This window comes from Halosegnis marinus (assembly GCF_029338355.1).
Taxonomy (GTDB): Archaea; Halobacteriota; Halobacteria; order Halobacteriales; family Haloarculaceae; genus Halosegnis; species Halosegnis marinus.
This window is the reverse complement of record NZ_CP119802.1, coordinates 66,430-89,256: the sequence shown is the minus strand read 5'-3', so window position 1 is coordinate 89,256 and position 22,827 is coordinate 66,430. Positions and strand designations below refer to the sequence as shown.

Sequence of the window (22,827 nt, the reverse complement as noted above, 5' to 3'; positions counted from 1 at the left end):
TCTCAGGCGTCGTTCGGGTCCGTGGGGACGGAGATGTCGCCGTCGATGATGGACTGCCGGGAGGACGAGACGGCGCTCGTCACGTCGTCGGGAATCGCGTCGCCGAGCTCCTGACCGTAGACGAGCGCGACGCCGTCGTCGTCGAGGCCGAGCGCGACGGACTCGCCGCCGGGGAACTCCCCGTTGACCTCCGCCTCGATGCAGTCGAAGACGGCGTTGTCGACGCGCTTGACCATCGACGCGAGGATGACGTCCGCGAACGACTCGCGGGTGACCGACTGGTCGCGGTCGACGCCGACGGCGAAGCGGCCGCGCTCCTGTGCCGCACGGAAGACGCCCGTGCCCGTGTTGCCGGCCGCGTGGTAGACGATGTCCGCCCCGCTGTCGTACATCGAGAGGGCGGCCTCCTGGCCGCCGGCCGGGTCGTTGAAGTCCCCGACGTAGTTCGTCTGGACGTCCACGTCGTCGTTCGCTGCCTTCACGCCCGCCGTGAAGCCGGCCTCGAACTTCCCGATGAGGTCGCCCTCGACGCCGCCGACGAAGCCGACGTTCGTGGAGTCGGACTGCGTCGAGCCGGCGCCCGCGGAGAACGACTGCGTGGTGAGCAGCCCCGCCATCTGGCCGACGAGGTACGAGCCCTCGTGCTCCGCGAAGCCGTAGGAGGCCACGTTGTCGGCGTCCACGGCCGAGTCGATGATCTGGAAGTGCTGGTCGGGGTACTCCGCGGCGTTGTCGGTCAGCGCGTCCGCCTGCAGGAAGCCGATACACGACACGAGGTCGTAGTTCGGGTCCGACGAGGAGGCGAACTCCTGCTGGAGGTCCGAGAAGTCGGCGACCTCCTGCGGCTGGGCCTCCTGGTACTGGATGCCGAGTTCGGACTCGGCGCGCTGGACGCCCGTCTGCGCCTGGTCGTTGAACGAGCCGTCGCCGAGGCCGCCGGTCGCGTACACCATCCCGACGTTGGTGTCGCCGTCGCCGTCGCCGCCCCCGTTTCCGTTCCCGTCTCCGGAGGGACCGCCGCTACACCCGGCGAGTCCCGCGATACCAGCCATCCCCGCGCCCGTGATGAACCGCCGCCTATCGAGTTGCATCTCGGGTGAACGGCCGGCACGCCCCGGCATAAGGACTACGAAAAACCCGCACCGAGGTCTATATAGACTGTTCTCGGCGTTTCTGAATGTCGTCGCGAGCTACAGTTCCGCCTCGATTACGGTCCGGGCGCGCTCGACCAGCGCGTCCACGTCGTCGGCTTCCGCGTAGAGTCTGACGTACGGCTCCGTGCCGGAGGGTCGGACGAGGACCCACGAGGCGTCCGCGCGCTCGATGCGGACGCCGTACTCCGTGTCCACCGCGGCGTCGGGGAACTCGGCGGGGAGCGAGTCGGCGACGGCCGCCATCACCCGCGCTTTCTCCCCGTCGGGGCAGGGGATGGACACCTTCCGGTACGGGCGCTCCGTGACGGGCGCGCGCAGGCCGTCGAGCCCCTCGTCGGCGGCGAGCCGCGTCAACACGGCGGCGCTCGCCACGCCGTCTATCCACGGGCCGTGCTCCGGGTGGATGTGCTTCCACGGCTCCGCGGCGAACGCGACCTCGGTCCCGTCGTCGCCGTCGTCGAGCGCGGTCGCCATCCCCTCGTGGAGCGCGCCCAGTCGGACGCGCTCGACGCGGCCGCCCGCGGCCCGGACCCGCTCGTCGATGCGCGCGGAGGCGTTCGGCGTCGTCACGACGACGGGGTCGGCGGCGGCGCTCGCAGCGACGAACCGCTCCGCGAGGACGGCGACGACGGTGTCCTCGTGGACGACCTCGCCCTCCGCGTCCACGACGACGATGCGGTCGGCGTCGCCGTCGTGGCCGATGCCGAGGTCGAAGTCGCCGTCCCGGACGAAGGCCCGGAGGTCGGCGAGCGACTCGGCCGTCGGCTTCGACTCGCGGCCGGGGAAGTGGCCGTCCACCTGCGCGTTGAGCGCGACCACGTCCGCGCCGAGCGTGCGAAGCACCTGCGGCGTCGCGACGCTCGCCATCCCGGTGCCGCAATCGACGGCCACCCGGAGGCCGTCGGGGTCGGCGCCGAACCCCCGGGCGTAGGCCGCGACGGCGGCCCGGTAGTCGGCGAGGACCTCGGCGCGCTCGCTGTCGCCGAACGCGTCCCACGCGGCGGGCGGGTCGTCGGCCGCGGCCCGCTCCTCGACGGCCCGCTCGGCCTCGCGGTCGTACTCGGTGCCGTCGCGGAACAGCTTCAGCCCGTTGTCGGTCGGGGGGTTGTGGCTCGCGGTGACCACGACACCGCGGCGGCCACGGGAGGCGTAGGCGAGCCCCGGCGTCGGGACCTGCCCGACGCGGACGACGCGCGCGCCGCCCGACTGGAGACCCGCCGCGAGCGCGTCGGCGAGCGCCCGTCCCGTCTCGCGGCCGTCGCGACCGACGGCGAACTCGCCGCCGCCCGCCTCGGCCGCGGCCGCGCGCCCGACCGACAGCGCGAGCGCCGGCGTCACCCGCTCGCGTACGTCGCCGCGGATACCCGCGGTCCCGAACAGTTCCATACCCGAGGGTCCGCGGGCGCGCACTTAACTCCGTTCTCACGCCGCCGGCGACCTACAGTTCCACGCCGCTCGGGATGAGCGAGTGCTGGCGGAGCAGGTCGCCCTCGGCGTCGTACACGAGGAAGGTGCTCTTCTCGTTCTCCGTGAACGGCTCGCCGTCAACGAGCACGCGGATGCGGTAGCGGTGCTCCTCGTCGGTCTCCTTGCCGTACTCGCGGGCCGCGTCCACGAAGCGGAACACGTCCGCGCTGTCGGCGTTCAGTTCGAGGACGAACTCCCCGGTGACGCGGTTGGTGACCGCGACCACCCCCTCGGGAGACTCGTCGACCGGGCCCTGCAGGCGGAAGGCCACGTCGACCTCCTCGCCCGCGAACGGCTCCCCGTCCGCGCCGGTGAGCCGGTCGGTCAGCTGTTCGGCGGGTCCCTCGAAGTCGATGACCACGGTGGGGACCCCCGGCGAGTCGAGGTTGCTCGCCTCCAGCGTGAAATAATCTCGCCGCATTCGTCCGTCGTTGGGGCGGCGCGCGGAAGAACGTAACGGGGACGGCCCGACACCTTTTACCGGCGAGCCGTCGCCGTTCGACCATGGCATGGGTCGACTCCGAGTACGCGGGGGAGCTGGCCGTGGTCGCGGCGTGGCTCGCGGCGCTGCTCCCGTGGTCCGTCTCCGTGCGGTCGGGCGAGCTGTTGGGCGAGAGCGCGTCGCTCGTCGTCGTCCGGTTCCCGTTCGCGATGTTCCAGTTCCTCTTCGGCCCCGAGGTGCAGGGGTTCGACCCGTTCGTCCCCGTCTGGGCCGCCCCCGACTTCACCGGCAGCGCGGCCGTCTCGACGGCGTACACCGTCTGGCTCGCCGGCGGCGTCGTGGTGCTCGTCGCCGTCGCCTTCTCCGTCCTCTACTACGCCCGCGACGAACTCGTCGAGGCGCGTGCCCCGTTCGACCCCGTTCGGCTGATGGGGGGACTGCTGTTGCTCGCGGGCTTGCTGCTGCTCGCCTCGGCGCTCCGGCTGTTCGGCGCGCAGGGCGGCGTAACGATACCCGTCGGTGCGGTCATCGTCCCCGTCCTCGGACTCGTCCTGCTGCGGACGGAACGCACCGGGCCCGGCGGCGCGGCGGCGACGCCGGAGGCGTGACCCGCGGCGTGTGTTTAAGTACCGCGGGCACTTCGGCCCTACCAACCACGGCCCCGGCCGTACCTCACCATGGCAGGTAGCTCGAACGACGGCGGACTGCTCGACCCCCTCCGCCGCACGCTGACGGTGCTCCGCGGCTCCCGCGTCGAGGACCGCAACTACACGCCGGGAACCCACGGACGGCTCGTCCCCGAGGAGCCCGACGCGGTCGGCTACGAGGTGGACCGCTACTGGCTCAACGCGCCGTACTCGTACGCCTCCATCCGCTACGACGACGAGGAGAACGAACACCGCTACGTCGTCGTCGAGCCGTCGCTCACCGCCGACGAGTCCCGGCTGCTGGAAACGCTGTACGACGACGTGCGCGACCCGCTCCTCTACCGGGAGACGGCCGAGGAGGACCCCGAGGCGCTGTTGCGCGACGAACTCCGCGAGCGGCTCCAGGACTTCGGCGTCGAGATAACCCCCGCGGGCTTCCACAAGCTGTTCTACTACCTGTGGCGCCGGTTCCGCGGCTTCGGCCGACTCGACCCGCTGATGCACGACGAGAACATCGAGGACATCAGCTGTGACGGCTACGACGTGCCGCTGTACGTCTACCACGACGACTACCAGGACATCGCCACGAGCGTCGCGTTCGGCGACGAGGAACTCGACTCGTTCGTCATCCGGATGGCCCAGCAGGCGGGCCAACACATCTCCGTCGGCAACCCCGTCGTCGGGACGACGCTGGAGGACGGCTCCCGCGCGGAACTCACGCTCGGCGAGGAGGTGACGCCGCGCGGCTCCTCGTTCACGATACGGAAGTACTCCGACGAGCCGTTCACCCCCATCGACCTGCTGGAGTTCGGCACCTACTCGCTCCAGCAGATGGCGTACCTGTGGCTCGCCATCGAGAACAACAAGAACATCATCTTCGCCGGCGGCACGGCGTCGGGCAAGACCACCTCGATGAACGCCATCTCGATGTTCATCCCGCCGCGCTCGAAGCTCATCACCATCGAGGACACGCGCGAGCTGTCGCTGTATCACGACAACTGGCTCTCGGCGGTGACGCGCGAGCGGCTGGACGAGGCGTCGAACGTGACGATGTACGACCTGCTCCGGAGCGCGCTGCGCCACCGGCCCGAGTACATCCTCGTCGGCGAGGTGCGCGGCGAGGAGGCCATCACCCTCTTCCAGGCGATGAACACGGGCCACACGACGCTGTCCACGATGCACGCCGACTCCGTCCAGACGGTCATAAACCGCCTGGAGAACGAGCCCATCAACGTCCCGCGCTCGATGGTTCAGTCGCTCGACGTGCTCTGCGTGCAGGTGCTCGCGCGGCTCGACGGTCAGCGGGTCCGCCGCGCCCAGACCGTCTCCGAGATAGAGGGAATCGACCAGCGGACGGGCGAACTCGACTACTCGAACGCCTTCGAGTGGACCGCGACGAACGACTCCTTCCGCGAGGGGAACCGCAACCTCATGGACGAGATACGCGAGGAGCGCGGCTGGTCGCGGGCCGAACTGCTCCGCGAGATGCAGCGCCGCCGGGCGTTCCTCTCGCACCTGCGCGAGCAGGGCATCACGAACTTCCAACAGTTCACCGCCCTCGTGAACCAGTACTACGTCGACGCCGAGGGGACGATGGAGCAGCTCGGTATCGGCCTCGACGACGGGGCGGCCGAGGCCGCGGCGGAGGCGGACGACGACTGATGGTCTCGGTCGTCCAGTTCCTCCCGCTGCTGGCCGCCGTCGGGCTGTTGACGCTGTTGGCGCTCTCGCCGGCGGTCCGCCCGCTCGACCGCGGGCTCAGCCGCGTCGCGTGGGTGCTGTTCGAGGGGGAGAAGATAGAGCCGAACGTCGAGCGCCGCCGGGTCCTTCGGTCGGCGGGCATCGGGACGCCCTACCGGCTGTACCAGGCCAAGACGTTCCTCTACTCGACGCTCGCGGCGGTCGGCGGGGTCGTCCTCGGCGGCTACGCCGCCGGCGCGCTCATCGAGTTCCTCGGCATCGACCGGCTGAACGCCCCCATCGCCGGGAACATCTTCCGGCCGCTGCCCGACTGGCTCGTCAGCTTCGACGCGAAGTACTTCGCGCTGCTGTTCGTCGGCGCGCTGCTGCTCGGCGGCGGCGCGGCAGGGCTCGTCTACGTCGTCCGCTGGAACATCCCCTCGGTGCGGGCCGACACCCGCCGCCGACAGATAGACGCGGGGATGCCGCGGATGATCGCGTTCGTCTACGCGCTCTCGCGCGGCGGGATGTCCTTTCCCGCGGTGATGCGGACGCTCTCGGACAACAGCGACGTGTTCGGCACCGGCGCCGAGGAGATGGGTATCGGCGTGCGCAACATCGACCTGTTCGGCGACGACCTCGTCTCGTCCATCCGCGACCTCGCGACGCGGACGCCCTCCGAGCAGTTCCAGAGCTTCGCGGAGAACCTCACGAGCGTCCTCCAGTCGGGCCAGGAGCTGTCGGGCTTCCTCCGCGACGAGTACGAGCGCTACCGCGACGCCGCCGAGGAGCAACAACAGGAGATACTCGACGTGCTGGCGACGGCCTCGGAGATATACGTCACCGTCGTCGTCGCCGGGATGCTCTTTCTCATCACCATCCTGCTCATCATCGGGCTGACGAGCGGCGGGATGCTCCGGTTGCTCCAGCTCATCACCTACGTCGTGTTGCCGGCGACGAACGTCCTCTTCATCGCCTACCTCTCCGAGGTGACCCAGCCGCTCCGGGCGACGCGCAACAGCCGCCCCGACGAGGCGGACCCGTCCGACGGCGGCCCCGGGTCGCCCGTCGCGACGGACGGCGGCGAGGCCCTCCTCGGCGCCCGGACGCGCGAGAACGTCGCCCGGCTGCGGGTCCACCGCCGGCTGGCGCGCTTCCAGCGGGTCTTCACCGACCCCGGGCGCGTGCTGCTCGACAAGCCCTCGCTGCTGCTGTACGCGACGGTACCGCTCGCGCTGCTGTTCGTCGCCGTCCAGTTCCCCACCTACTACGCCGACGGCGCGTTCGACGTGCGCGCGCTCGACGACGTGGTCATCCAGGCGGCGCTGTTCGTGCTCGCCACCTTCGGCGTCGTGTACGAGGTGAGCCGCCGCCGGCTGGAGCGGCTGGAGGGCGCGGTACCCGACCTGCTCGACCGGCTCGCGAGCCTCAACGAGGCGGGCCTCTCGGTCGTCTCCTCGTTCGACCGCGTCCGCCGCTCCGACATCGGCGCGCTCGACGAGGAGGTGGACCGCATCTGGCGCGACATCCAGTGGGGCGCGACGGTCGAGGAGGCGCTCGAGCGCTTCGAGAAACGCGTCCGGACGCCCTCGGTGACCCGTATCGTGACCCTGCTGACGAACTCGATGCGCGCCTCGAACGAGATCGGCCCCGTCCTCCGCATCGCCGCCGAGCAGGCGCGCGCCGACCGGAAGCTCAAGCGCCAGCGCCGCCAGGAGACGATGACCTACCTCGTCGTCATCTACGTCTCCTTCCTCGTCTTCCTCGTCGTCATCGGGGCCATCGACACGGTGCTCATCCCGAACCTCCCGACCGGCGCAGAGACGAGCGGCGCGAGCGGCATCGGCGGGCCGTTCGGCGGTATCGGCGACGTGGCGAAGGCCGACTACCAGCTCGTCTTCTTCCACGCGGGCATCATCCAGGCGGCGCTGTCCGGGCTGGTCGGCGGGCAGATGGCCGGCGGCTCGCTGAAGGACGGCCTCAAGCACGCGAGCGTGATGCTGCTCGTCGCCTACCTCGCCTTCCTCGTCTCGCAGGACCTCTCGCTGTCCGGGTCGTTCGCCGCCGGCCCGGTCGGCCTGCTGTGAGCCGGGTCAGCTAAGGTCGCCGCCGCTCGCCCGTGTGTATGGACGACCCCGACGCCCCCGGGGAGGCCGCGCGGGTCGCCTCGCGGGACGCGGTGCGCGATACCTACGACCGCATCGCGGCGCATTTCTCCGAGACGCGTGCCCATCCGTGGCCCCAGATCGAGGCGTTCCTCGACGGTCGCGCCGGCGACGTGGGGCTGGACCTCGGCTGCGGCAACGGTCGCCACGCGGAGCCGCTCGCGGCCCGCTGTGCGCGCGTCGTCGGCCTGGACGTCTCGCGCGCCCTGCTCGACCTCGCCGTCGAGCGCGCCCGCGAGCGCGGGGTCGAGGCCGCGTGGGTGCAGGGCGACGCCGGTCGCCTCCCCGTCCGCCGCGACGCCGTCGACCTCGCCGTCTACGTCGCCGCGCTCCATCACCTCCCCTCGCGCGCGGCCCGACGGGGGAGCCTCGACGAACTGGCCCGCGTCCTCGCGCCGACGGGCGCCGCGCTCGTGAGTGTCTGGTCGACCACCCACGGGAAGTTCGACGCGACGGAGGGGTTCGACACCGTCGTGGACTGGACGCTCCCGGACGGCGAGACCGTCCCCCGCTACTACCACATCTACGACCCCGCGGAGTTCGACGCCGACCTCGCGGCCAGCGCGCTGGCGGTCGAGCGGACGTTCACGGACAGCGGCAACTGCTTCGCCGTCGTCCGCGTCGAAGGGAAACGCACATAGGCGGCGGTCGGGTACGGCGAACCGAGCGCGACGCGGCCGCGCACCGGCGACGGTGACCCCCGTCGCCGCGGAGTGCACCGGTGTGAGCGATTCCCCCGGAATCGCGAGCCTCGGTGCGCTCGAACGCAGCGAGAGGGCACCGGTGGTCTAACGGCATGACTTTGGCCTTCCAAGCCAACGATCCGGGTTCGATTCCCGGCCGGTGCATCCCGACTCCTCCGCGCCCCGTCTAAAGCGCCTTCGACGTCGAAGCCGTGGGGCTACCCGGCGCCGTCGCGTCGGGTCGACCGGAGGTCACACCGATGGCACACCAGTTCGAGTGCGACAGTTGCGCGTTCATGGTCCGGTCGGAGAACGACGGCGAACTCGTCGGGATGGTCCGGGACCACGCCGACGAGTACCACGACACGGAACTCTCCCGCGGCGACATCGAGCAGGGGTGGGCGGAGGTCGACGTCGCCGCGGACGACTGACGCGTCGCGTGCGGCGGTGAGGACGTCTCGCCGCCCCCTTCTCGCCGCGCGAGGCGACCCCACCGGGTTATTAAGGGACGACCGAGTAGTGGCGGACGAGATGGGCACGGAGGAGGCGACGGTACTGATCGTCGAGGACGAGGAGGGACTCCTCGACGTGTACGCGCGGTGGCTCGGGGACCGCTACGAGGTCCGCACCGCGACCACGGCCGAGGGGGCGCTCGACGCGCTCGACGACTCGGTGGACGTGGTGTTGCTCGACCGTCTGATGCCCGATACGAGCGGAACGGAGGTGCTCGACGAGATACGCGCCCGGACGGCCGACTGCCGGGTGGCGATGGTGACCGCCGTCGAGCCCGACTTCGACATCATCGACATGGGCTTCGACGACTACCTCACGAAGCCGGTGAAGCGCGAGCACCTCCACGAGACCGTCCGACGGCTCCTCGCGCGCGACGACGTGGCCGAGATGGCCCGTCGGCTGTTCGCGCTGGCGACGAAGCGGTCGGTGTTGCAGTCCTCGAAGCGGACCGAGGAGCTGGAGGAGAGCGAGGAGTACGCCGAACTGCAAACGGAGATGCGACGGCTCCGCCGCCGGCTCGACGAGTCGCTCGACCAGCTCGGGAGCGGCGAGATGGTGTCGCTGGTGCGCGAACTCGAAGCCGAGACCGCGACGCGGCCCGAGGAGGGGAAACAGTGAGCTACGGAACCCCGTCGTTCGGCGACGTCACCTTCTCGCCCGGGGCGAGCGTCCTCCTCACCGGCGAGGCCGCGGGCACCCGCGGACTGCTGTACGACGCCGTCGCCGACGGGCTCGCGGAGGGCGAGTCCGCGGTCGTCATCACCACCAACGACGCGCCGGAGCGGGTCGTCGCGGCGCTGGACGACCGTACCGACCTCGACCCCGAGCGTCTCGCGCTCGTGGACGCAACGGGCGAGGGCGAGGACACCCGCGTGGACGGCATCACCGTCCGCGCCGTCGGCTCGACGGGCGACCTCACCGGCCTGAGCCTCGCGTTCGCGAAGCAGCTGAAGCTACTGGAGGAGCGGGGCTCGGCCGACCGGGTCCGCGTCGGCCTCGACTCCGTCTCGACGCTGCTGATGTACTCGGAGGTGCAGACGGTGTTCCGCTTCCTCCACGTGTTCACCTCGCGGCTCGGCTCCGCCGACCTGTTCGGCCTGTTCACGCTGACGCCGGGGATGCACGACGACCAAGAGACGAACACGGTACGGACCCTGTTCGACAGCGAGGCGGCGGTGTCCGACGACGAGGTGGCGCTGCGCGGGAGCGGTTACGCCAGCCCGCCGTCCGACTAGTCGCCCGGCGTCGGTCGCACGGCCACCGACGGCGAGTCGTACATGAGGAGGAACACGCCCGTCGCGGCGGCGATGAAGGCGGCGGCGAGCGCGAACGCGACGCCGACGCTCGTCGCGTCCCAGATGACGCCGACGGTGACCGGCCCGACGACCTGCCCGACCTTCCACGCCACGGAGCGCAGCGACATCGCCCCCGCGACGGCGTCGAACTGCTCGCCCTCCTCGACGAACAGCGCCATGCTCGCGGGGAGGCGAATGGAGTCCGCGATGCCACACACCATGTACGCGGCCGAGAGAACGAAGAACGCGGGCGGGAGGAGGAGCGAGCCGCCGCCGGCCTCGCCAACCGAGGGGAGCGCGACGGTGACGGCGGGGAACACCGTCGCGGCGTCCTCCGCCAGCGGGATGAGCAGCGCGCCGAGCGCGTACAACAGCGCGCCGGCGGCGATGAAGCGGTGTTTCCCGCCCCACCGGTCCGTGAGGTCGCCGACGTACCCCTGTGTGAGCGCCTTCGTCAGTTTGCCGCCGGCGAGCAGGCCCCCGACGACGAAGGGGTTCATCCCGAACGCCGTCCGCGCGTAGATGGGGAGGAAGGTGATGACGGCCATCTTCCCGAACGAGAGGCCGAGCCGGAAGCTCACGAGCGCCCGCACGCTGGAGAGCGACAGCAGCGATTCGAGCGTCTCCCGGCCCGTGGCCTCGTCGGGGTCCGCCTTCCCGCCGGGGTTGTTCCGGAGGACGAACAGGACGCCGACGCCCGCGAGCAGGGTGATGCCCGCGAGGACGGCGTACGCGACGTAGAACTCGTATATCGCGAGCAGCGCGCCGCCGACGAGGTCGCCGAACAGCGAGGAGAACGCGCCGACCTGGTTGTACGTGCCGAGCCAGAGGCCGCGCTCGCCGTCCGTCGCTATCTCGCCGATGACGGTCGAGCCGGTGAGCCACAGCACGCTCGCGCCGATGCCCTGGAACATCCGCATCAGGATGACGCCCTGGACGTTCGTCACGAACGCGTAGCCGACGAAGACGAGGACGTTCAGCGCCAGTCCGCCGAGCAGCCACCGCTTCGCGTTGCCGGTGTCTATCTTCCGCCCCAGCGGGAGGACGATGAGCAACTGGACGACGGCAAAGGCGGTCCCGAACAGCCCCTCGACCGTGGAGGTGGTGCCGAACACGTCGGCGTACAGCGCGAGCGCGATGGCGACGGTGGAGTACGCCTGCGCCCGGGCGAACGCCGTCCCGGACATGGCGAGGAACTCCGGGTCCTTGAACACGCGCAGCGAGGATGCCACTACCTCGACGGACTCGGGCGTCCCACAAAAGCGCCCGCTTCACGACAGTACACGAGAATCATACGCACACCCCTACAGCTCGATGCGCTCGACCAGCTGCTCGTCGTCCTCGTGGGTGTTCAACGCGACGATGCGGACGTGGTCCTCCAGCATCGAGCCGGCGAGCTTCGACTTCAGGAGCTCGTCCACCTGGTACACGCCGGCGGCGTCGCTCATCTCTATCTCGACGAGAACCGGTGACTCCTCGCCCGCCTCCAGGGAGACGCGCTTGATGGCCCGCGAGGAGAGCGTGTTGATGCCGCGCCCGCCCCGTTCGTAGGGGATGCGCGAGCGTCCGCGCTCCATGTCGAGCGCGTCCGCGACACGCACGACGCCCGCTTCGAGCGTCAGCGGCGTCTCCTCCGTGTGGTGACAGAGGATGGCGTGGAGCGTCTCCCCTTTCACGCGCACCGCGTCGGCCGTGTCGTAGAACTCGGGGAGGAGCCGGTCGAGGATGTCCGCCGCGAGCGGGATGGAGTAGTACGCGTGGTCGTCGCGGTGGACGACGTGGCCGATGTCGTGGAGCGTCGCCGCGAGCGCGACGACGACGGCCTCGTCGGCCTCGTCGAGCCCCTGCTGGCTGGCGCCGTTGAACGCCACGCCGCCGCGCTTCAGCAGGTCGTACAGACACAGCGCCCGGTGGCGGACGATCTCGATGTGCTTCTTGCCGTGGTCGTTGTACCCCTTCCGCTGGACGGGGTTGACGTTCTGTGCGCGGAGGTAGGTGCGCACCTCGGGGTCGGCATCGAGGGTGTCGAGCACCGCGTTCACCCGCTCGTCGGGGAAGGCGTGCTCTGCCGCGGGGTCGTACTCCCGGCCGCCGTCGCCCGGTCGGGGGTCGATATCGCTCATACCGGCGCGACGGCGCGCCCGGCGAAAAGGGTTCGGGCGCGCCGGGAAAAGACCTACAAGCGACCTCGCGAACGCGGAGGTGTGTTCCCGATAGAGACACTCGCTCCGGCGCAGCTGGGGATTCCGGGCGGTCCGGAACTGCTCGTGATTCTCGGCATCGCCGTGCTGCTGTTCGGCGCGAACAAGATACCGCAACTCGCCCGCTCGTCGGGCGAGGCGATGGGGCAGTTCAAGAAGGGCCGCGAGGAGGTCGAACAGGAGCTCGCCGGGATGCGCGAGGGCGAGACCGACTCGGCCGAGTAGGGAGGAAAAAGCCTATAATCGCAAGGGAGTACCTTCGGTCATAGATGTTCGAAGCATTCGTCCCGGCGCAGTTCGGAATCCCCGGCGGACCGGAACTGCTCGTCATCCTGCTCATCGCCGTGCTACTGTTCGGTGCGAACAAGATCCCCAAACTCGCGCGCTCGACCGGCGAGGCGATGGGCGAGTTCCAGAAGGGCCGCGAGGAGGTCGAACAGGAGCTCAAGCAGATGCGCGAGGGCGGCGCGAGCCAAGAGGAGATCGAGGAGGCCCGCGAGGAGTACGCCGACGACGAGTCCGTCGACTACGACGCCGACGAGAGCGCCGAGGCGGACGCCGACGCCGAGACCGAGCGCAACTGAGCCGCCGTTCACACGCTTTCTCGCCCCGGTAGCGGCCGCTTCACAACGGTTTTCCTTCGGCCGGCCGCAGCCACGACAGGGACGTGTGGCCTAGCGGACCAGGGCGAGAGGTTCCTAACCCCTAGATCGCGGGTTCGAATCCCGCCACGTCCGTTCCCCGGCGAACGACAGCGAGCCGTGAGAACGACCGGTCGGATTCGAACCAGAGAGGTCGCGCGCAGCGTAGCGAGCACGTCCGACCGTGGTTCGAATCCCGCCACGGCCGCTCCTTCCTCGCTTCGCTCGTCAGTCGCGGCCGCGGCGTAGTTCGCGAACGCGGAGCGTTCGCTCACTCCCGCCACGGCCGCTCTTCGGCGCGCACACGGCCGTGGACGGCCACTACGTGGTCCTCTCGACCGTCGCTTCGGTTTCTCTCACGGCGCTGTGACGACCCGTCGATACTGCCCCGGGCGGAAGGTACATACGCGGGATTCGGTAACCGTGTCATGAGTACCCATGAACGACGGCAACGACGACCCGGTGGCCGACGCGCTCGTCGACGGGAGCGCCTACGAGCGGGTCCGTGTCCGTCGGATATCGACGTTCAAGCGGCCGATTCCCCGGAAACTCCACCACCTCGGCGCGCTGTCGTACCTCCTCGCCGCGGCGGTGCTCTCGCTCGCCGTCCTCCCGTCCGCGGTGGTCGCGACGCTCCCCGTCGACCCGTTCGTCGCCTCGACGCGGACGCTCGTGCTGGGGCTTGTGGCGCAGGGAATCGTCGCCGTCGCGGGCGCGGTGCTCGTCGCGACGGCGCTGGCGCGCCCGCGGCTAGAGCCGATGGACGAGGACACCGCGGAGTCGGTGCTGGCGGTCGAGGAGACGGCGTCGCTCGTCGGGTTCGTGGTCGGCGGCGTCTCGCTCGTCATCGCCGTCGGCACCGTCCTCGTCGCACACCTCGGGCCCGGCGCCGTCGAGACGCTGACGCTGTTGACGGTGAACTCGCCGTACGGGGCCGCGCCGTTGCCGTTCCCCTTCGAGCCGGCGTGGGCCGGCGTCGCGTCGTGGCTGGCGGGGTTGGCGCTCCACCTCGCCGCGGTACTGCTCGGCGGTCAGTGAACGGGCCGCCAGCCCGGGCGCAGGTGCGCCGAGACGTCGGGGAACAGCGCGTCGAGGTCCGCGTCGGGGTCCACGAGCTCGTAGGCGGTGCCGTCGCGCGCGACGACGCCCGCCTCCCGGAGGTGGTCGAGGTGGGCGAACGCCTCGCCCGGCCCGTGGAGGATGTGGATACCGCGCAGGCCGCCGAACAGCGCCGCGGACACCTCCCACGGGGTCGCGGGGCCCTCGCGGAGCACGTCCACGACCCGCTCGGTGCGCTCGCGGTGGTGGTCGACGATGTCGGCCGCGCGGCCCGGCGGGTCCACGATGACGCCGCGGTGGCCCGGCCACGCGCGGGTGTAGCCCCGCTCGACGATGCCGGCGAGCGTGTCGAGGTACTTGGCGAGGGGCGACTCGACGCGGACGTCCGCGCCGCCGACGTTCGGGGTGTAGTAGGGGAGCAGGGCGTCGCCCGCGAACACCTCCTCGCCGTCGCGGCCGTCGAAGGCGAACCCGGAGAGGCCCGCGCTGTGGCCCGGCATGTGGACGGCCTCCAGTTCGACGCTCCCGATGTCGAACGTCTCGCCGCCCGCGAAGGGCGTCACGTCGGGATCGGCGCCGTCCGCCTCGCCGCCGGAGAGGAACGCCGAGAGGTCCGAGAGCGGGTCGTCCGGCATCCCCCAGTCGGCTAGCAGGGCGCGCATCTCGTCGTCCATCGCGCCGTGGCTCCGCGAGTACGCCTCGATGTAGTCCGCGTCGAGTTCGTGGGCGTGGACGGAACAGCCGGATTCGGCCTGGACGTCGCCGGCCAGCCCCGCGTGGTCCTGGTGCCAGTGCGTGAGGAGCACGCGCTCGACGTCCGCGAAGCCGACGCCCAGTTCGTCGAGGCCGTCCTCGAGGTCATCGCGCACCGCCGGGTCGTGGATGCCGGTGTCCACGAGCGTCAGGTCCGCGTCCGGCTCCGTCCCGAGGACGTAGCAGTTGTTCAGGCCCTCGAAGGCGGCGTTGCCGAGACGTATCGCGTGCGACTCGAACGGCAGGTCCATCTATCCACCGGCAACGGCGGGTGCGACCATGAGCGTGTCGCCATCCGACAGCGCCGTCGCCGGCCCCGCGCCGTCGCGGACGTTCTCGCCGTTCACGAGGACGTTCACGTTCGCGCGGACGCGGCCCTCCGAGTCGAACACCAGCGGCCCGACCCCGTCGTACTCGGCGGCGAGCGCGTCCAACACGTCGCGGACGGTCGCGCCCTCGGGGGCCTCGCGCTCGATTTCCTTCGCGCCGACGGCGTCGCGCACCGTCGCGTAGAACGCACAGGTGACGTGCACGCCCGGACTCCGGGAGGGCCGGACAAGAGGCTTCGCCCGCCGGGGAAACGCTCATGTCCCGTCCGCCGGCCCCTCGTGTATGCCGCTCCGTTCGACCCCCGAGGAGGCGTTCGCGGACGTGCCCGACTACGACTACCCGGTCTCGTATCGGTCGGTCGGCGAGCCGGACATGGCCTACGTGGACGTGGACGGCGACGGCGACGAGACGTTCCTCTGTCTCCACGGCGAGCCGACGTGGGGCTTCCTCTACCGCAAGCTGATACCCGGCCTGCGCGAGCGGGGTCGCGTGGTCGTCCCCGACGCCGTCGGCTTCGGCCGGTCGGACAAGTACACCGAGCGCGACGAGTACAGCTTCCGGATGCACTACGACGCGCTCGGCGCGTTCGTGGAGGGGCTCGACCTCACGGACATCACCCTCGTCTGTCAGGACTGGGGCGGCATCCTCGGGCTCACCTACGCCGCGAACAACCCCGAGCGGTTCGCGCGGCTCGTCCCGATGAACACGGGCGTGCCGACGGGAACACAGGAGATGCCGCCCGAGTGGGAGGAGTTCCGCGCGTTCGTCGAGCGCGTCGAGGAACTCCCCGTCGGCATGCTCATCCAGAACGCCACCGCGACGGAACTGTCCGACGAGGTGCTGGCCGCCTACGAGGCCCCCTACCCCGACCAGGAGCTGACGGCCGGCGCGCGCGAGTGGCCCGACATGGTCCCCCGGAAGGGCGGCGGCGACGGCGCGGAGATGACCCGCGCGGCCGCCTCGAAGCTCGGCGAGTGGGACAAGCCCACGTACGTGCTGTTCTCCGACGCGGACCCCATCACGCGGGACAACCGCGACCCGCTGCGCGAGCACATCCCGACGGCGCGCGACCAGCCGGACCGCTGGATAGCCGACGCGATGCACTTCCTGCAGGAGGACGCCGGCGAGGAGATAGCCGAGGAGATCGTCGCGTTCGTCGACCGGACTACCCGATAGTCGTCGCGACGCCCTTCGTCTGCCGGTAGTCGGAGTCGAGCAGGTCCGTGATCGTCGAAACGAGCGCCGCGCGGTCCGCGTCGGTCCACTCTTCGGGCTCGCGCACCGGGACGACGAGGAACCCCCGGCCCCGAACCTGCTCGGCGTGGCGCGCCGCCGTGTCGGGCGCAATCTTGTCGAGCAGCGAGGTGTGCTGGTCGAGCGCGTACGCGAGCGCCCGGTCGCCCACGGCGAAGAGGATGTGGGCGTTGATGGCGCGCAACTCCGCGTCGAGGAAGCGTTCCTGGTCCGCGTATTCCGCGTCCGTCGGCTCGCCCTCCGTGACGCCCGGATGGGCGTACGAGAGGAACGTGTTCGACAACCGCGGCTCGTCGCTGTACGCCTCGGCCGCGAATCCGACCTCGTGGAGGACGGACTGGAGCCGCCGGCCCGCCTCCGTCTCCGTGAAGGGAACGCCCGTCGTCGCGCCCCCGTGGCGCGCGGGGCTGTCGCCGATGAAGTGGAAGTCGGCGTTGGCGTCGCCGTAGCCGTACGCCGCCCCGCCGGGAACGGACATCCCGAAGGGGTTGCTCGTCTCGTCGGTGACGTTCTCCACGCCCGAGGGAGGCCGCAGTCGGGCAAAAACCTCGCGCTACTCGACCACGACGATACCGCCCTTCATGCCGAGCGAGCGGTGCGGCTCGCAGACGTACAGCCCCACGCCCGTGTCGTCGAACGACTGCTCGAACGGGTCGCCCGTCTGCTTCGGGTCGCCGCTGTCGAAATCGAAGTCGGAGTCGCCGTCCGATGCCACGTTGTGAACGCCCCCCTGGCCGGTCCACTGCCACGACACCGTGGTGCCCGCCGAGATACGCACGGCGACCGGCGCGAAGGCGTACGCCGCGCCGTTCCCGTCCGCACCCACGTCGACGACCACCTCGTCCTCCCCGGTCGCGTCGGCGAACGTCCCGTCGAACGTGTCCTCGGCGACGCTCGCGTCCAGGTACTCGGCGACGCGCGCCTCCGCCTCGGTGTAGTCCGTCGGCGTCGGGTCGTCGCCGCCGCCGCTACAGCCGGCGAGCGCCGCGAGGCCGGCCGCACCCGTCGCCGCCACGAACCGCCGTCGTCCCATACGGTCGTTCATCCCTTCCGAGCTAGCCCCGGCGGCCACGTAAACGCAGGGCTGTCGGACGGTAGCGTTCCCCGTGGGTCGGTTTGATTGTTCCGCCGGCCTTACCCGACCTATGGCAGTGCTTCTCCTCGGCGACCAGCTCCACCCCGACCGCGGCCCGGTCGCGGACGCCGACCGCGTCGTCATGGTCGAGGCGTGGGAGTTCGCGCGACGGCGCGCCTACCACCCGCACAAGCTGGTGCTCGTCTTCGCCGCGATGCGCCACGCCCGCGACCGCCTGCGCGAGCGCGGCGTCGCGGTGGACTACTACGAGGCCGACACCTTCGGGGAGGGGCTCGACGCCCACTTCGCGGCGTATCCGGGCGACGACCTCGTGACGATGCGGCCGGCGAGCCACGGCGCGGCCGACCGGCTCCGCGCGCTCGTAACGGCCCGCGGCGGCACTCTCCGTGTGGTGGAGAACGACCTCTTCCTCTGCTCGCGCGAGCGGTGGGACGACTACGCCGGCGACGCGGAGCCGCCGTACCGACAGGAGCAGTTCTACCGGACGATGCGCCGGGAAACGGGCTACCTGATGGCCGACGGCGACCCCGTCGGCGGGGAGTGGAACTACGACGACGAGAACCGCGAGACGCCGGGCGAGGACTACGAGCCGCCCGACCCGCCGCGCTACGAGCCGGACTCGGTTACCGAGGCCGTCATCGAGCGCGTCGGCGCGATGGACGGGAGCTACGACACCGACCCGCCGGGGCCGGGGTGGGCCGACCCCGACCCCTTCTTCTGGCCCGTGACGCGCGACGAGGCGCTGGACGCGCTCGACCGCTTCGTCGAGGAGCGACTCGCCGAGTTCGGACCGTACCAGGACGCGATGCTCGCCGGCGAGCGGTCGATGAACCACGCCCTGCTCTCCGGCGCGATGAACGTCGGCCTGCTCGCCCCCGACGAGGTGATAGAGGCGGTCATCGACGGCGCGAGAGAACAGCCAGAAACCCCGCTCAACAGCGTCGAGGGGTTCGTCAGGCAGGTGCTCGGCTGGCGGGAGTTCATCCGCCACTGCTACCGGGAGGCGATGCCGGAGCTCGCGGATGCGAACCAGCTCGACCAGACCGAGCCGCTCCCTGAGTTCTACTGGACGGGCGAGACGGAGATGGCCTGCATGAGCGACGTGGTCGGCGGCGTCCGCGAGCGCGGCTACAGCCACCACATCGAGCGGCTGATGGTGCTCTCGAACTTCGCGCTCACCTACGGCGTCGACCCCTCAGAGTTGAACGAGTGGTTCCACGCCGGCTACGTCGACGCCTACCACTGGGTGACGACGCCGAACGTCGTGGAGATGGGGTCGTTCGGCGCGGGCGTGTTCGCCACGAAGCCGTACGCCTCCTCCGCGAACTACGTGAACCGGATGAGCGACTACTGCTCGGGGTGTCCGTACTACCACACGAAGGCCTCCGGCGAGGGCTCGTGCCCGTTCAACGCGCTCTACTGGGACTTCCTCGACCGCAACGAGGAGCGCCTGCGCGAGACGGGCCGGATGGGCCTCGTCTACTCGCACCTCGACGACAAGCACGGGGAGGAACTGGACACCATCCGCGAGCGCGCCGACGAGGTGCGGGCGATGGCCGAGTCGGGCGACCTCTGAGCCCGGCGAATCGCAACCGCATCCGTTTTGCCGCCCGCCGGTCAGGGACGGCCGTGAGCGACGACACGGACGGACACGGCGGGCACGGGGGCGACCTGCGGTACCCGACGCTGGACACCGAGGACGGGGTGGGCGCCGACGGAACGCTCGACGCGACGGTGCCGCTGGACGGCGAGCGCGCCGCCGCGTGGCTCCGTGACCTCGCCGACGCCGTCGAGAGCCACGACCTCGGGGTCGCCGGCGACTCGTACCGCGGCATCTACGGCATCGGTCCGCGGGAGGCGACGCTGGCGTTCGACCCCGACGCGGACCACCGCGGGGAACTGTCCGTGACGGTTCGGTTCGCGGCGCGGACGATGACCGTCGAGGACGCGGACACGGACCCGGTCGGCGCGCGCGGCGGCCGCGGGTTCGTCCCGCTGGCGATGCTGACCGGGGACCGCGACCCCGGCGAGTTCCGGTGTTACAACTGGGTCGCGGAGCCGACGCCCGAACCGCCGGGCGATGAAGAGGCACGGAAGGGACGCGAGGAAGAGTAGGGAGTTACCTGAACCGCCCGAGCAGCCGGTAGTCCTCCTCCGGGTCGTACCGGCGGAAGGCGAGGCTGTTCGCCAGCACCGAGACGCTGGAGAAGGCCATCGCCACCGCGGCGAGCACTGGCTGGAGCAGGCCGAGCGAGGCCAGCGGAATCATCGCCGTGTTGTAGCCGAGCGCCCAGAAGAGGTTCTGCTTGATCTTCGAGAGCGTCCCGGCCGAGACGCGGACCGCCTTCACCACGTCGAGCGGGTCCGAGCGCATCAGCGTCACGTCGGCGGCCTCGATGGCCACGTCCGTGCCGGAGCCGATGGCGACGCCGACGAAGGCCGCCGCGAGCGCGGGGGCGTCGTTGACGCCGTCGCCGACCATCATCGCGCGCGAGCCGTCCGCCTGGATGGACTCCACGGCGTCGGCCTTCTCGTCGGGGAGGACCTCCGCGCGGACGTTCTCCGCGGGGATGCCGACCCGCTCCGCGACCGCGCGAGCCGTCCGCTCGTTGTCGCCCGTGAGCATGTGGACCGCGACGCCGCGCTCCTGCAGGGCGGCGACGGCCTCGGCGGAGGTCTCCTTCACCTCGTCGGCGACGGCGAGCGCGCCGACGAGTTCGCCGTCGGCGGCGACGAGCATCGCGGTCTTCCCCTCCGACTGGAGGCGCTCGACCGTCTCCGCGGCCGCGTCGGCGTCCGCGCCCGTCTCGGCGACGAACTCGGGCTTGCCGACCCGGACCTCCGCGTCGTCGACGAACGCGCGGACCCCGCGCCCGGAGACGTTCTCGAAGCCGGTCGCGTCGCCGACAGTGACGCCGCGCTCACGCGCGCCGGCCACGACTGCCTCGCCGATTGGGTGTTCGCTCCCGTTCTCGACGGTCGCCGCGAGGCGGAGCAGGCGCGTCTCCGCGTCCTCCGCCTCGCCCTCCAGCACGGCCCCGCCGTCGGGAGCCGGGCCGAGCGCGACCGCGTCGGTGAGCGTCATCTCCCCCTTCGTGAGGGTGCCGGTCTTGTCGAAGACGACCGTGTCGGCGTCCTGAACGCGTTCGAGCACGTCGCCGCCCTTGAACAGGACGCCCTCGCTCGCGCCGATGGAGGTGCCGACCATCGTCGCGGCCGGCGTCGCCAGCCCCAGCGCGCAAGGACACGCGATGAGCACGGCCGAGGCGAACACGAGCACCGAGAACTCGAAGACGCCGACTGCGGCGGGGCCGCCGGCCGCGAGCCCCCACACGGGGAGCGCGCCGACGAACCCGGCGAGGGCCTCGGGGAACAGGTACCACACCGCGCCCCACGCGAGCGCGTTCGCGATGACCGCGGGGACGAAGTACGCGGAGATGCGGTCCGCGAGGTTCTGGATGTCCGGCTGGCGCGACTGCGCCTCCTTCACCATCGTGACGATCTGCTGGATGGCCGTCTCGGAGCCGACCTTCGTCGCCTCCACGACGAGCACGCCGTCCTCGTTGACGGTGGAGCCGACCACCTCGTCGCCCTCCGCCTTCGAGACGGGGACGGACTCCCCGGTGACCATCGACTCGTCGACGGCCGAGGAGCCCTCCACGACGACGCCGTCGGTCGGTATCTTCTCGCCGGGGCGGACCTTCAGCCGGTCGCCGACCGCTATCTCGTCGCGCGGCACCGTCTCCTCGGTGCCGTCCTCGTGCAGGCGGGTAGCCTCGTCGACCTCCATCTCCAGCAGGTGTCGGAGCGCCTCGCCGGCCTGCCCCTTCGAGCGGGCCTCCAGCCAGTTGCCCATCGTGATGAACGTCAGGATGAGCGCGGCCGTGTCGAAGTACAGCCCCGTCGTCGGGAGCAGATCGAGCAGCGCGACGACGGAGTAGCCGTACGCCGTCGTCGAACCGAGCGCGATGAGGACGTCCATGTTCGCGCGGCCGTTGCGTATCGCCTTCAGCGAGTTCGCGTAGAAGGGCCGACCGAGGACGACCTGCACGGGCGTCGCGAGCGCGAACGCGACCCAGCCGAACGGGAGCGACGTGCCCGGCACGGTCTCGGGGAGCAGTCCGGGCGCGAACAGGTGGGCGGCGAGCATCCCCAGCAGGGGGAGCGACAGCAGCGCCCCGAACGCAGTCAGCTGCCGCTGGCGCTGTATCTCCTCGCGGCGGGCCGCGTCCGCGGCGCTCTCGCCGCTCCCGTCGTCGCCGTCGTCCTCGCGGACGGGCGTGTAGCCCGCGTCCTCGATGGCCGCGTACAGCGCGTCGCGGTCCGTAGCGCTGGGGACGTAGACGACGCGCGCCTCGTCGGTGGCGAAGTTCGCGTCGGCCTCGACGACGCCGGGAACGCCGGCGACGGCCTCCTCGACGGTCGTTGCGCAGTTCGCGCAGGTCATGTCCGTCACGGAGACGGTCACGGAATCCGTGACGAGACTGTAGCCCGCGTCCGCGACGGCGTCGCGTATCGCCGCGAGCGAGACGCGCTCCGGGTCGTACTCGACCGTCCCCTCGTCGGTCGCGTAGTTGACGTTCGCCGCCTCAACGCCGTCGAGCGAGTCCAGCGCCTCCTCCACCGTCGCGGAGCAGTTGGCACAGGACATCCCCCCGACGTCGAGGCGGACGGTTACGGTGCTCATGTCTCTAGAGAGGGGTTCCTCGTTTAGGCGGTTTACTCCTTCGGGAGCCGTGGTCGAACGGGTCCGAAACTTCGGAATCGAAGGCGGCTACGCGCCGGACTCCAACTCCCGGTAGCGCTCCTCGAACCGGGAGCGACAGGAGGAACAGCAGAAGTGGTAGGCGTCGTCGCCGAGGCGGACGGACTCGCCCTCCGCGTCCACGGTGTTGCCGCACTCGGCACACGACAGCGCGAACCCGGTGCCGTCGAAGGTCGGCGACCACGCGACCTCGTCGAGCAGGGTGACGGTGTAGTCGGCGTCGGGCGCGTCCGAAAGCAGCGACTCGACCCACCCGCGGGCGTCGCGGGCGTCGGTGCGCCCGGCGAACCAGACGCCGCCGTCGGCCGTGACGAACAGGTGTTCGACGGCTTCCTCGGCGGCGACGCGATCGCGGACCGCCTCGGTGCCGTCGCGGCCGGGGTCCACCCGGACGAAGACCGGGACGCCGGCCTCGACGGCCTCCCGGTTCACGTCCACCGTGAAGCGGTCGATGACGCCTGTCTCGCGCAGCCGGGTCACGCGGTCGGAGACGGCCGGCCCGGAGAGGCCGACGGCCTCGCCGATACTGCTGTACGAGCGGCGCGCGTCCTCCGTCAGCATCGAGAGGATGTCGAGGTCCGTCTCGTCGAGGTCTCGCATACGTCCGCTCGAACCCCGAGCGGCAAGTCGCTTCCCCCGCGGGACGCGCGAAACGGGTGTGAACGGCCCGAACCGCTTCGGA

The 22,827-nt window shown here is 70.9% G+C and carries 24 protein-coding genes and 2 tRNA genes; 15 read left to right on the top strand and 11 right to left on the bottom strand.

The window, feature by feature from the left end; translation table 11 throughout:
* Positions 1–2 precede the first annotated feature (2 nt).
* The 3 genes from P2T37_RS00570 to P2T37_RS00560 all read right to left on the bottom strand — a co-directional run bounded on the left by P2T37_RS00570 (position 3) and on the right by P2T37_RS00560 (position 3,042).
* Positions 3–1,091: a BMP family lipoprotein gene (locus tag P2T37_RS00570; RefSeq protein ID WP_276234790.1), complete on the bottom strand. Its 1,089-nt coding sequence runs from the start codon at positions 1,089–1,091 to the stop codon at positions 3–5.
* 99 nt (positions 1,092–1,190) lie between these two features.
* Positions 1,191–2,540: a phosphohexomutase domain-containing protein gene (locus tag P2T37_RS00565; protein ID WP_276234789.1), complete on the bottom strand. Its 1,350-nt coding sequence runs from the start codon at positions 2,538–2,540 to the stop codon at positions 1,191–1,193.
* Positions 2,541–2,592: 52 nt separating this feature from the next.
* A complete protein-coding gene (locus tag P2T37_RS00560) occupies positions 2,593–3,042 on the bottom strand; it encodes a DUF5793 family protein (protein ID WP_276234788.1) in 450 nt (149 codons plus the stop codon).
* An 83-nt stretch (positions 3,043–3,125) separates the two neighbouring features.
* On the opposite strand from P2T37_RS00560, the gene P2T37_RS00555 reads away from it, so the two are divergent.
* From P2T37_RS00555 to P2T37_RS00520, 8 genes are all read left to right on the top strand, one after another.
* Complete coding sequence (locus P2T37_RS00555; RefSeq protein WP_276234787.1) at positions 3,126–3,671, top strand: DUF7549 family protein; 546 nt, start codon at positions 3,126–3,128, stop codon at positions 3,669–3,671.
* 69 nt (positions 3,672–3,740) lie between these two features.
* Positions 3,741–5,372: a type II/IV secretion system ATPase subunit gene (locus P2T37_RS00550; protein WP_276234786.1), complete on the top strand. Its 1,632-nt coding sequence runs from the start codon at positions 3,741–3,743 to the stop codon at positions 5,370–5,372.
* Positions 5,372–7,477 (top strand): type II secretion system F family protein, encoded by a 2,106-nt coding sequence (locus P2T37_RS00545; RefSeq protein WP_276234785.1) that lies wholly within the window; start codon positions 5,372–5,374, stop codon positions 7,475–7,477. Before P2T37_RS00550 ends, P2T37_RS00545 begins: the two co-directional genes overlap by 1 nt.
* Before the next feature lie 38 nt (positions 7,478–7,515).
* On the top strand, positions 7,516–8,196 hold the full coding sequence (locus P2T37_RS00540) for a class I SAM-dependent methyltransferase (RefSeq protein WP_276234784.1): 681 nt from the start codon (positions 7,516–7,518) through the stop codon (positions 8,194–8,196).
* A 136-nt stretch (positions 8,197–8,332) separates the two neighbouring features.
* Positions 8,333–8,403, top strand: a tRNA-Gly gene (locus tag P2T37_RS00535).
* Positions 8,404–8,498: 95 nt separating this feature from the next.
* A complete protein-coding gene (locus tag P2T37_RS00530) occupies positions 8,499–8,669 on the top strand; it encodes a hypothetical protein (RefSeq protein WP_276234783.1) in 171 nt (56 codons plus the stop codon).
* Positions 8,670–8,769: 100 nt separating this feature from the next.
* The gene (locus P2T37_RS00525; protein WP_382211796.1) at positions 8,770–9,369 is read left to right on the top strand and encodes a response regulator; all 600 of its coding nucleotides are present in this window, start codon (positions 8,770–8,772) and stop codon (positions 9,367–9,369) included.
* Positions 9,366–9,986, top strand: a complete 621-nt coding sequence (locus tag P2T37_RS00520; protein WP_276234781.1) for a DUF7504 family protein — start codon at positions 9,366–9,368, stop codon at positions 9,984–9,986. Before P2T37_RS00525 ends, P2T37_RS00520 begins: the two co-directional genes overlap by 4 nt.
* Here the strand turns inward: P2T37_RS00520 and P2T37_RS00515 are convergent.
* Complete coding sequence (locus P2T37_RS00515; RefSeq protein ID WP_276236193.1) at positions 9,983–11,233, bottom strand: MFS transporter; 1,251 nt, start codon at positions 11,231–11,233, stop codon at positions 9,983–9,985. The two genes, P2T37_RS00520 and P2T37_RS00515, sit on opposite strands and share 4 nt — an antisense overlap.
* A 117-nt stretch (positions 11,234–11,350) precedes the next feature.
* Complete coding sequence (locus tag P2T37_RS00510) at positions 11,351–12,169, bottom strand: HD domain-containing protein (protein WP_276234780.1); 819 nt, start codon at positions 12,167–12,169, stop codon at positions 11,351–11,353.
* Positions 12,170–12,259: 90 nt separating this feature from the next.
* On the opposite strand from P2T37_RS00510, the gene P2T37_RS00505 reads away from it, so the two are divergent.
* The 4 genes from P2T37_RS00505 to P2T37_RS00490 all read left to right on the top strand — a co-directional run bounded on the left by P2T37_RS00505 (position 12,260) and on the right by P2T37_RS00490 (position 13,926).
* Entirely contained in the window at positions 12,260–12,472 is a 213-nt protein-coding gene (locus tag P2T37_RS00505; protein ID WP_382211793.1) for a twin-arginine translocase TatA/TatE family subunit, read from the top strand.
* Positions 12,473–12,516: 44 nt separating this feature from the next.
* Complete coding sequence (locus tag P2T37_RS00500) at positions 12,517–12,831, top strand: twin-arginine translocase TatA/TatE family subunit (RefSeq protein WP_382210502.1); 315 nt, start codon at positions 12,517–12,519, stop codon at positions 12,829–12,831.
* 79 nt (positions 12,832–12,910) lie between these two features.
* A tRNA-Arg gene (locus P2T37_RS00495) sits at positions 12,911–12,984 on the top strand.
* A gap of 342 nt (positions 12,985–13,326) precedes the next feature.
* Entirely contained in the window at positions 13,327–13,926 is a 600-nt protein-coding gene (locus P2T37_RS00490; protein ID WP_276234779.1) for a hypothetical protein, read from the top strand.
* Here the strand turns inward: P2T37_RS00490 and P2T37_RS00485 are convergent.
* Positions 13,920–14,951: an MBL fold metallo-hydrolase gene (locus P2T37_RS00485; RefSeq protein ID WP_276234777.1), complete on the bottom strand. Its 1,032-nt coding sequence runs from the start codon at positions 14,949–14,951 to the stop codon at positions 13,920–13,922. The two genes, P2T37_RS00490 and P2T37_RS00485, sit on opposite strands and share 7 nt — an antisense overlap.
* Positions 14,952–15,233 carry a ubiquitin-like small modifier protein 1 gene (locus tag P2T37_RS00480; RefSeq protein ID WP_276234776.1) on the bottom strand — a complete coding sequence of 94 codons (282 nt, stop codon included), beginning with the start codon at positions 15,231–15,233 and terminating at the stop codon, positions 14,952–14,954. It abuts the gene before it with no gap.
* A gap of 79 nt (positions 15,234–15,312) precedes the next feature.
* Here P2T37_RS00480 and P2T37_RS00475 point away from each other — a divergent pair, with 79 nt between their 5' ends.
* The gene (locus P2T37_RS00475) at positions 15,313–16,206 is read left to right on the top strand and encodes a haloalkane dehalogenase (protein ID WP_276234775.1); all 894 of its coding nucleotides are present in this window, start codon (positions 15,313–15,315) and stop codon (positions 16,204–16,206) included.
* Here P2T37_RS00475 and P2T37_RS00470 read toward each other — a convergent pair.
* Together P2T37_RS00470 and P2T37_RS00465 are read right to left on the bottom strand one after the other, a co-directional pair.
* Positions 16,196–16,801, bottom strand: a complete 606-nt coding sequence (locus tag P2T37_RS00470) for a uracil-DNA glycosylase family protein (protein ID WP_276234774.1) — start codon at positions 16,799–16,801, stop codon at positions 16,196–16,198. The two genes, P2T37_RS00475 and P2T37_RS00470, sit on opposite strands and share 11 nt — an antisense overlap.
* Before the next feature lie 36 nt (positions 16,802–16,837).
* Entirely contained in the window at positions 16,838–17,329 is a 492-nt protein-coding gene (locus P2T37_RS00465) for a halocyanin domain-containing protein (protein ID WP_276234773.1), read from the bottom strand.
* A 100-nt stretch (positions 17,330–17,429) separates the two neighbouring features.
* On the opposite strand from P2T37_RS00465, the gene P2T37_RS00460 reads away from it, so the two are divergent.
* Both P2T37_RS00460 and P2T37_RS00455 read left to right on the top strand, forming a co-directional pair.
* Entirely contained in the window at positions 17,430–18,956 is a 1,527-nt protein-coding gene (locus P2T37_RS00460) for a cryptochrome/photolyase family protein (protein WP_276234772.1), read from the top strand.
* A gap of 53 nt (positions 18,957–19,009) precedes the next feature.
* Positions 19,010–19,495, top strand: a complete 486-nt coding sequence (locus P2T37_RS00455) for a hypothetical protein (RefSeq protein WP_276234770.1) — start codon at positions 19,010–19,012, stop codon at positions 19,493–19,495.
* 4 nt (positions 19,496–19,499) lie between these two features.
* Here the strand turns inward: P2T37_RS00455 and P2T37_RS00450 are convergent, their stop codons facing one another.
* Together P2T37_RS00450 and P2T37_RS00445 are read right to left on the bottom strand one after the other, a co-directional pair.
* Entirely contained in the window at positions 19,500–22,067 is a 2,568-nt protein-coding gene (locus P2T37_RS00450; protein WP_276234769.1) for a heavy metal translocating P-type ATPase, read from the bottom strand.
* An 87-nt stretch (positions 22,068–22,154) separates the two neighbouring features.
* Positions 22,155–22,745 carry an AsnC family transcriptional regulator gene (locus P2T37_RS00445; protein WP_276234768.1) on the bottom strand — a complete coding sequence of 197 codons (591 nt, stop codon included), beginning with the start codon at positions 22,743–22,745 and terminating at the stop codon, positions 22,155–22,157.
* Positions 22,746–22,827 lie beyond the last annotated feature (82 nt).